This is a genomic window from Streptomyces anandii JCM 4720, from assembly GCF_014650655.1.
In the GTDB taxonomy this organism is placed as follows: domain Bacteria; phylum Actinomycetota; class Actinomycetes; order Streptomycetales; family Streptomycetaceae; genus Streptomyces; species Streptomyces anandii.
The window spans coordinates 1-852 of the sequence record NZ_BMVJ01000097.1; the positions used below are offsets into that span (position 1 = coordinate 1).

Sequence of the window (852 nt, forward strand, 5' to 3'; positions counted from 1 at the left end):
ATCAACCAGGACGGTGCCAGCAACGGGCTGACCGCCCCCAACGGGCCCTCCCAGCAGCGCGTCATCCGCCAAGCCCTCGCCAGTGCCCGGCTCTCGGCCTCCGAGGTGGACGCCGTGGAGGCGCACGGTACGGGTACGACGCTGGGCGACCCGATCGAGGCCCAGGCGCTCATCGCCACCTACGGGCAGGAGCGCGGTGAGGACCGGCCTTTGTGGCTCGGTTCGGTGAAGTCGAACATCGGTCACACGCAGGCCGCCGCGGGCGTGGCCGGGATCATCAAGATGGTCATGGCGATGCGGCACGGCGTCCTGCCGCAGACCCTTCATGTCGATGAGCCGTCGCCGCACGTGGACTGGTCGGCGGGTGCGGTGGAACTGCTGACCGAGGCCCGGGAGTGGCCGGAGAACGGGGGCCGCCCGCGACGGGCGGGTATCTCCTCGTTCGGCATCAGCGGCACCAACGCCCACACCATCATCGAACAGTCACCGGTGGTCGTGGAATCCCAGCCGGTCCCGGCCCCGCCCAACAGTGCACGTTCGGTGGTGCCGTGGGCCCTGACTGCCAAGAGCGCGCAGGCTCTGCGGGACCAGGCGGCACGCCTGCGGGCGCTGCTGATGAACGAGGGGGAAGCGGCGGACCCGGCCTCCGTGGGCTATTCGCTGGCCGTGGGGCGTGCGGCCCTGGACGAGCGGGCGGTGCTCGTCGCGGGTGACCGCGAGGACTTCGTACGGCAGCTGGGCGCGCTGGCGAGCGGCGAGACGCCCGCCGGGACGATCACCGGTACTCCGGTCGGCGGCAAGCTGGCGTTCCTGTTCACCGGGCAGGGCAGCCAGCGGCTGGGCATGGGCCGG

1 protein-coding gene is annotated in these 852 nt (G+C 71.9%); it reads left to right on the forward strand.

The genetic code is table 11. From position 1 onward, the window contains the following. A partial coding sequence (locus IE249_RS35465; protein ID WP_189711644.1) for a ketoacyl-synthetase C-terminal extension domain-containing protein occupies nt 1–852 on the forward strand: 852 nt, incomplete at both ends.